Source organism: Neisseria sp. HMSC078H04 (genome assembly GCF_001838135.1).
In the GTDB taxonomy this organism is placed as follows: Bacteria; Pseudomonadota; Gammaproteobacteria; order Burkholderiales; family Neisseriaceae; genus Neisseria.
The window spans coordinates 1-7,336 of record NZ_KV835826.1 but is presented as its reverse complement, the minus strand read 5'-3'; the positions used below and the strand labels follow the sequence as shown (position 1 = coordinate 7,336).

4 protein-coding genes are annotated in these 7,336 nt (G+C 46.2%); 1 reads left to right on the top strand and 3 read right to left on the bottom strand.

Going from position 1 to position 7,336, the window contains the following annotated elements:
* Together HMPREF2560_RS04145 and HMPREF2560_RS04135 are read right to left on the bottom strand one after the other, a co-directional pair.
* Positions 1-3,490 (bottom strand): ESPR-type extended signal peptide-containing protein (locus tag HMPREF2560_RS04145; RefSeq protein ID WP_210400412.1); only part of this gene is annotated, 3,490 nt, incomplete at its 3' end.
* A 566-nt stretch (positions 3,491-4,056) separates the two neighbouring features.
* A complete protein-coding gene (locus tag HMPREF2560_RS04135) occupies positions 4,057-4,677 on the bottom strand; it encodes an L-threonylcarbamoyladenylate synthase (protein WP_036491940.1) in 621 nt (206 codons plus the stop codon).
* A gap of 192 nt (positions 4,678-4,869) precedes the next feature.
* On the opposite strand from HMPREF2560_RS04135, the gene dusA reads away from it, so the two are divergent.
* Positions 4,870-5,880, top strand: a complete 1,011-nt coding sequence (dusA, locus tag HMPREF2560_RS04130) for a tRNA dihydrouridine(20/20a) synthase DusA (protein ID WP_141748433.1) — start codon at positions 4,870-4,872, stop codon at positions 5,878-5,880.
* A 232-nt stretch (positions 5,881-6,112) separates the two neighbouring features.
* On the opposite strand, the gene HMPREF2560_RS04125 is transcribed toward dusA, so the two are convergent.
* Positions 6,113-7,336 (bottom strand): YadA family autotransporter adhesin (locus tag HMPREF2560_RS04125; protein WP_210400411.1); only part of this gene is annotated, 1,224 nt, incomplete at its 5' end.

Sequence of the window (7,336 nt, the reverse complement as noted above, 5' to 3'; positions counted from 1 at the left end):
CGGCAATGTTCAGACCTTTGGCGATATTGGCGTTGGTCTCTTTCAGCTGACCGTAGTTGACGGCGTCGGTATCGTCGGTACCGGCGGCTACGTTGGTAATCTTGTTACCTGCGTTGTTCAATCCGTCTTTGGTCAGTTTGACGTCACCTGCTTTAACGCCGTCTTGGGTCAATGCAACATCATCGCCTACTTTTACACCGTCGTTGTTAACGGTGGTGTCGCCGGCTTTGACGCTGTCTACTACCAGGTCTTTGTTCAGCTTGACGGTAACGGTATCGCCTTGGGCTTCAGTCGTGATGTTGTCGTCACCGGCAACGGTCACGGTGGAGCCGAGTTTTTCGACATTGGTGCTGCCGCTGTCGCCGTTGAAGGTCAGGCCTTTGGTGTCAACGGTGGTTTTGGCGTCTACGCCTTTTTGGATATTATCTTTAGTACTTTGAGCGAGATCGATACTGTAATCAGTTGTTACTGCACCATCGGCTGCAGTTGTAGCATTGGAGGTCAAATTCAAAGCATTGGAAACTTGTACCGTTGCTTTATCTGCGCTGACGGTATAAGTGGTTTCTTTGCCTGAAGTTGTCTTATTGACATGCGTGTTGCTGCCTGCCGCCACCTTGGTTGTGGTTTTGGCATTATTGATGGCATTAGCTACATCGCCGGCAGTTGCCACACCGGCAGTCGGCGCGGACACTGTGCCATTATTATCGACAGACAATGTGCCTTGAGTGACATTGATTTGAACTTTTGACGCATTCTCGCCATCGGTGACCGCAACGGTCGTCAAGTTGCCATCGGCGTAGTTGACTGTACCGTTGTTGTTAATACGAGATTTGTCTGTACCGTTTTGTTGGATATTGTGTCCAACATTGTTCATAACTGTGTACAACTGGCTACCGTTGACCGCATCGGTCGAAGTGGCGGAAATACGACCTGCGGCAACATTCTGGATTTGACGTTCATTGCCTGCACTGCCTACAGAAACCGCGCCTGTTGTAGAGGATGAAGAAGCAGCATAGCTGACATTGGTCGCAGCGCCACTATCGTTTTTGAATGAGGCATTTTTAGCTGTTGCATCAAAATTATTGGCGGCACCGACAGCACCATTACCCAATGCAACAGAGCTACCGATCGTAGTCGTCGCGCCACTACCCAAAGCAACTGAATCGCTTCCAGTTGCTTTTGCATTATTACCGCCGGCAAAACTATTCTGTCCGGCAGCTTGGGCTAAGGAACCAATAGCGGTGGAATAAAGGCCTGAACTGTTTGCCTGCTTACCAATGGCGATAGAATAAGCTTGCGTTGTCTGCGCCTGATGACCGATTGCAACAGAATCATCACCGACTGCATTTGACAAAAAGCCCATTGCCGTACCGTTATTTTGTGCCGCTGCCCTTGCACCGACAACGGTTGCATTTTGGTAGTTGGCTCTACTGTGAGCACCGACGACTACAGAGTAATTGTAATTATTTTCTGTATTCAAACCTATGGCGATAGAACCTGTACCGCGGGAATTGGCATTAGAGCCTAAGGCAACAGCACCCACAGTTCCCGAAGTTACCGTTGCATTTGGACCAACAGCAACAGAATTTTCGCCAAGTACGTTGGAATTATGCCCCAAGGAAACACTGCCCGTCGCACCTGTACTTGTTGCTGCATTTGGTCCGATGGCAATCGAATTGGTTGCTTTTGCGCCGTCATTATTCCAGTTTTTCGTACCGTCAGTTTTGCCTTCTTCTGACTTAACAGAGAAATAGCGGACACGCTCAATTGCACTCAATACACCATAAAGTTGAGAGCCGTTGATGGCATCAGTAGAAGTAGCAGAAATATCGCCGGGGGATACATTGATGATTTGACGTTCATAACCTTTAGAACCAACAGACACAACATCACCGGCATCGGTAGTTTGACCGCCTGCCCAAGTGTAGGTTTCGCCCATGATTTCGCGTTGAACGTATGCCTTACCTTCTTTATCGGTTTTAGAAGCCGTACCCAAAGCTACAGAGTTCAGCAAAGTAGCCTTCGCACCTGTACCCAAAGCTACACCGCCAAAGGCAGTCGCCTGAGATTTGGTACCGATAGCCAGAGACAAATCGGCAGATGAATTAGACTGCACACCTAATGCAACAGAACCTTGACCGGCAATAGTATTACCATAAGAACCGCCATACATCGTATCACCAGTCATCTCTTTATAAATATCACGCAGACTTTTACCGCTCAGCGTATATTCACCGGTCTTTGCACCTTTTTCATTATAGTTGATGAATTTATCCGTTGCATTGCCAGAATATCGAGTACCACCTACCGAATCTAAATCATCACCACCAATAGCAACAGATGAATTACCATTAGCCACGACATTACCACCAACCGCAATAGATTGGTCTCCCTTTGCCCATGCACCCTCAGGTCTGCCCTGTGGATCAATACGGTTACCTGAACCAATAGCAATAGACTGAGTTATCTTAGGACTACTTGAATCGCCTACTCGAGCCGTATTACCAATAGCAATATTATTGTGCGTTACATTCACATTCATAATATTTTGCGAAAGAACCCCAGATGCACGTCCAATAGCAATCGTACCAAGTCCGGTTGCATTCGCGTCTGCACCAAGTGCAATAGCACTTGATGCTGCATTACCCGAACTTGGAGAAGTTGCCACTGCACTTTTACCGATGGCAATGGTATTTCCAGTTTGAGCTTGGGCTGAATTACCTATGGCGATAGACTCACTTTGATAACCCACTGCATTGGTACCGATTGCAATGGCATTTTGCGCATTGGCTGCAGCCTGACTGCCGCTGCCAATTGCAATGCCGTTTTGACCTCTTGATGTACTGGATTGGCCCAAAGCCATTGAGCCTATACCAAATGCTTGCGCCGAATTACCCAATGCTGTTGTGCTCGTATTATCAGCAAGAGCATTCTTACCTACCGCTGTCGCTTGCGTACCATTTGCTTTGGAATCTGCACCCAATGCTGTTGAATCTACAGAAACAGCATTGGCACTTTTACCTATCGCTGTTGCATATGAACTACTTGCACTTGTATCTGCACCCATTGCAACAGCATGAGTTTGAGTAGCTTTAGCATTGGTACCCACGGCCAGGCTGTTATTATGTGTTGCATTTGCACTCGTACCTACCGCAACTGCACCATTAGCCGTAGCATTGGCTGATGCTCCTATTGACAGCGCACCAATACCGGTCGCTGTTGCACCACTAACCGCAGTAGCACTGGTCGGAGGATCAACCGCAATTTGTCCTCGTCCCGCAGTTGCCGCATACGAATTACCTGCACCCAAAAGAGCTGCCGAAATCACTGTCAATCTGAAAACTGTCGCGATACCATTTTTACCGGATTCGGCAGATACATCTGCACTGTTTTGTTCGGCAGACGATTTCACACGGCCTTTGGCCAATTCGGAAGTTACGACAAAAGATTGAATCGTACGGTTCCAAACAACTTTAAATATCTTATTCATAGGTGTGTCTTTCTCTTTTTATGATAGGTAAAAGCGTGAGCATGAGCATGACGCTACTTTAAGAATTTATGCGGGGTTTCCCAGCAAAATGCTTATCTCAAGCTGACGTTTATTGTCACTTTGAGACGAAATTTAGGATTTTGACTATCCCGCAACGATATAGTATTTCATACTTACAAAATATCCGCTAGTCTAAAATATCAACCGATTATCTTTAATTTTTAAACAAAATCATGACGTTTGAACAGAAAAACCAATCATCAAAAGTTCTCCGGTCATGTTTTTATTAATAAGCGTAATGTTGTATTCCGTCGACAAGTCATCAGCAATCACAGTAATCATGCAAGCAACGTGCCAATTGCCCGGAATTTTATTTAAAATGAATTATTTTTTAAAAAAATGGGAAAGGCCGTCTGAAAGATTTCAGACGGCCTTTGATGAAATGATTTTGAACAATTGCTTAATTGAATAATTTGTTTTTTGAGCTATCAATAAAATTGGCAATATGCTTTTAATACATCATAGAAAGAATACGCATATCCCTACTTATACAGACGCGGATGGTTTTACAAACCGAATACAGCAATATCGCCCTTGCCTTGACGAATCAACTCGGTACCATCGGTCATATCAATAACCGTTGTCGGCTCAGTGCCGCACCAGCCGCCATCAATAACCAAATCAACAGCATGCTCAAGACGGTCTCGGATTTCGTATGGATCGGTCAACGGCTCTTCGTCTTCGGGCAGCATAAGGGTGCAACTTAAAATAGGTTCGCCCAATTCTTGCAAAAGCGCCAAGGCAGTGGCGTTATCGGGAACACGCAGGCCGATGGTTTTACGCTTGGGATGAAGCGTACGATTGGGCACTTCTTTGGTTGCCTGTAGGATAAAGGTATAGCTACCGGGCGTAGCTGCTTTGAGCTGGCGGAATTGGGCATTATCTACTTTGGCGTAAGTCCCCAATTCGCTCAAATCGGCACACATCAGGGTCAGATGGTGTTTTTGATCGATTTTACGAATCGCAAGAATGCGCTCCATCGCGTTTTTGTCGCCGAGTTTGCAACCCAGCGCGTAGCAGGAGTCCGTAGGGTAAACGATAACGCCGCCACTGCGGACAATGTCGGCGGCTTGTTTGATGAGGCGGTCTTGGGGATTATCGGGATGGATGGCGAAAAATTGTGCCATGTTTTTTTCCTTATCATTCTAATGGTTTGCTGTTTGGTATTTTAAAACTTATTTGGCCGTCTGAATATTGGATTTCCACCACCATGAATGGATTTAGCCTCAGCTACAACACCTTATATACCATTTTGATTTACTGCTAATATCGAAAGTCAATTTGATACACTATATAATGCATTATTTTGTTTGAAAGCCATCTCAATGTCTGCTTCTTCCCTACCTTCACGCCGCTTGTCTGTTGCCCCCATGCTCGATTGGACAGACAGACACTATCGCTTTATGGCGCGACAAATTACGCGCAATGCTTGGCTTTATAGCGAAATGGTCAATTCAGGCGCGGTGGTTCATGGAGATAAAGACCGTTTTTTAAGTTTCAACGAAGACGAGCAGCCGGTAGCTTTACAGCTTGGCGGTTCAGATCCGCATGACTTGGCAATCGCCGCTAAAGCAGCTGAGGCGTATGGCTATAATGAAGTCAACCTAAATTGCGGTTGCCCCAGCCCACGTGTTCAAAAAGGTGCTTTCGGCGCCTGCCTGATGAATGATGTAGATTTGGTGGCAGATTGTTTGAATGCGATGCAGGATGCAATTGAAATTCCGGTGACGGTCAAACACCGCATCGGTGTAGACAGACAAACAGAATATCAAGTCGTGGCAGATTTTGTGGGAACATTACGCGAAAAAACAGCCTGCCGCACATTTATCGTCCATGCGCGTAATGCCTGGTTGGACGGTTTATCCCCGAAAGAAAACCGCGAAGTCCCGCCACTCAAATATGAATACGTGTACCGTTTGAAACAAGAATTTCCCAACTTAGAAATTTTGATTAACGGCGGCATCACCACCAATGAAGAAATCGCCGAACATCTGAAATTTGTCGATGGTGTCATGATCGGGCGCGAGGCTTATCACAATCCAATGCTGATGCGCGATTGGGATACACTGTTTTACAACGACGCACACGCACCAATCCAATACGCAGATTTAGCGGCTTGGCTATACGCATACAGTCGCGAACAAATCGCCTTAGGACGAGGCACTATCCTGCGCCATATCGTCCGCCATACACTAGGCTTAATGCACGGCCTAAAAAATGCCCGCACTTGGCGCCGTATGCTCTCAGATGCCACCTTGCTAAAAGACAACGACGGCAGCCTGATTCTAGACGCATGGAAAGAAGTAGAACGCGCAAATATTTGGGACTAATGCCATATAGTGCGAATAAATGAAAGGCCGTCTGAAACATCCATTTTCAGACGGCCTTTTAAATTACAACAGACTGCTAAAGATATATTCATTTCTCTTTAGCTACTATCACGATTAATTCATCGAATAAACCCAAAACATAATCTAAGCATAAAAAAATGCGGCCTAAATAGGCCGCATTTACTTTGCTTCGTCTTTTCAGACGGCCTTTTCAGGCCGTCTGAAAGTCAGATTACCATTGGTAACCAACTGCTGCGGTAGCACCGAAGTGACCACGTGAGTTGCCGGAAGCAGTACCTTTGATGATCCAGTTACCACCATCGGAGATGCTAGAGAAGCCGACAGCGTAACCGGTTTCACCGCGGTAGTGACCACCACCGATAGCCAGCATGCTCTTACCTGGCAAGTAAGCTTGTGGCAGACCAGCAGTAGCCAGAGCTTGAGCCACACCTGCGCGGGCGTTGTTGTCAACCTTGTTCACATTGCTGTTCACATCGCCGAATTTTTGGTTCAGCTGGTCAACGTTAACCGCATCGGTACCTTTCTTACCTGGAGCAACATTTTGGATAGTAGTGTTGCCGGCATCGATACCACCTTGGTTGATGGTTACAGGACCTGCTTTCAGTTCGTTAGTAGTAACACTGTTAACGGTCAGATCAGGGTTCATGCTAACTTTCAGCGCATCGCCGTCTTTCTTAACGAAGATGTTTTGAACTTCTTTCTCTGAAGTCTTACCGGTTGCTTTGTCGAATACTTGAACTTTAGTACCCGCATCACCTTTAATCTGAATAGTGTTATTCAGTTTTTTGGAGATAGAGCCGTCAGTAGTACCAGTCTCGTCAACCAGGCCGAAGGTGCCATCAGCATCTTTACCATCTTTACCGTCCTTACCATCTTTCACGGTTGCAGTAGTAGTAGAGATGACTTTACCGTCTTTATCGAAGTTGTTGATAGTGATGGTAGAAGTACCTTTAGCTTCATCACGCTCAACTTTACCTTCAGCAGACTTACCGTTTTCACCGGTATCACCTTTAGCACCAGTATCACCTTTAGCACCGTCTTTAACAACAGTAGTAGTAGTGTTACCGTTGCCATCTTTGATGGTTACAGTGTGAGTACCGTCACCGTTGTCTTTAACTTCAGCTTCAGCATTCTTACCGTCGGCACCAGTTGCACCGGTTGCACCATCTTTAACGACAGTAGTAGTGGTGTTACCGTTACCGTCTTTGATGGTTACAGTGTGAGTACCGTCGCCGTTGTCTTTAACTTCAGCTTCAGCATTCTTACCGTCTGCACCAGTAGCACCATCTTTAACGACAGTAGTAGTAGTGTTACCGTTACCGTCTTTGATGGTTACAGTGTGAGTACCGTCGCCGTTGTCTTTAACTTCAGCTTCAGCGTTCTTACCGTTTTCACCAGTTGCACCGGTATCGCCTTTGGCACCAGTTGCACCGTC

Excerpts from the sequence above, each read along its gene's own strand:
- HMPREF2560_RS04135 (WP_036491940.1), bottom strand. The coding sequence starts at position 4,677 with ATGGCACAATTTTTCGCCATCCATCCCGATAATCCCCAAGACCGCCTC.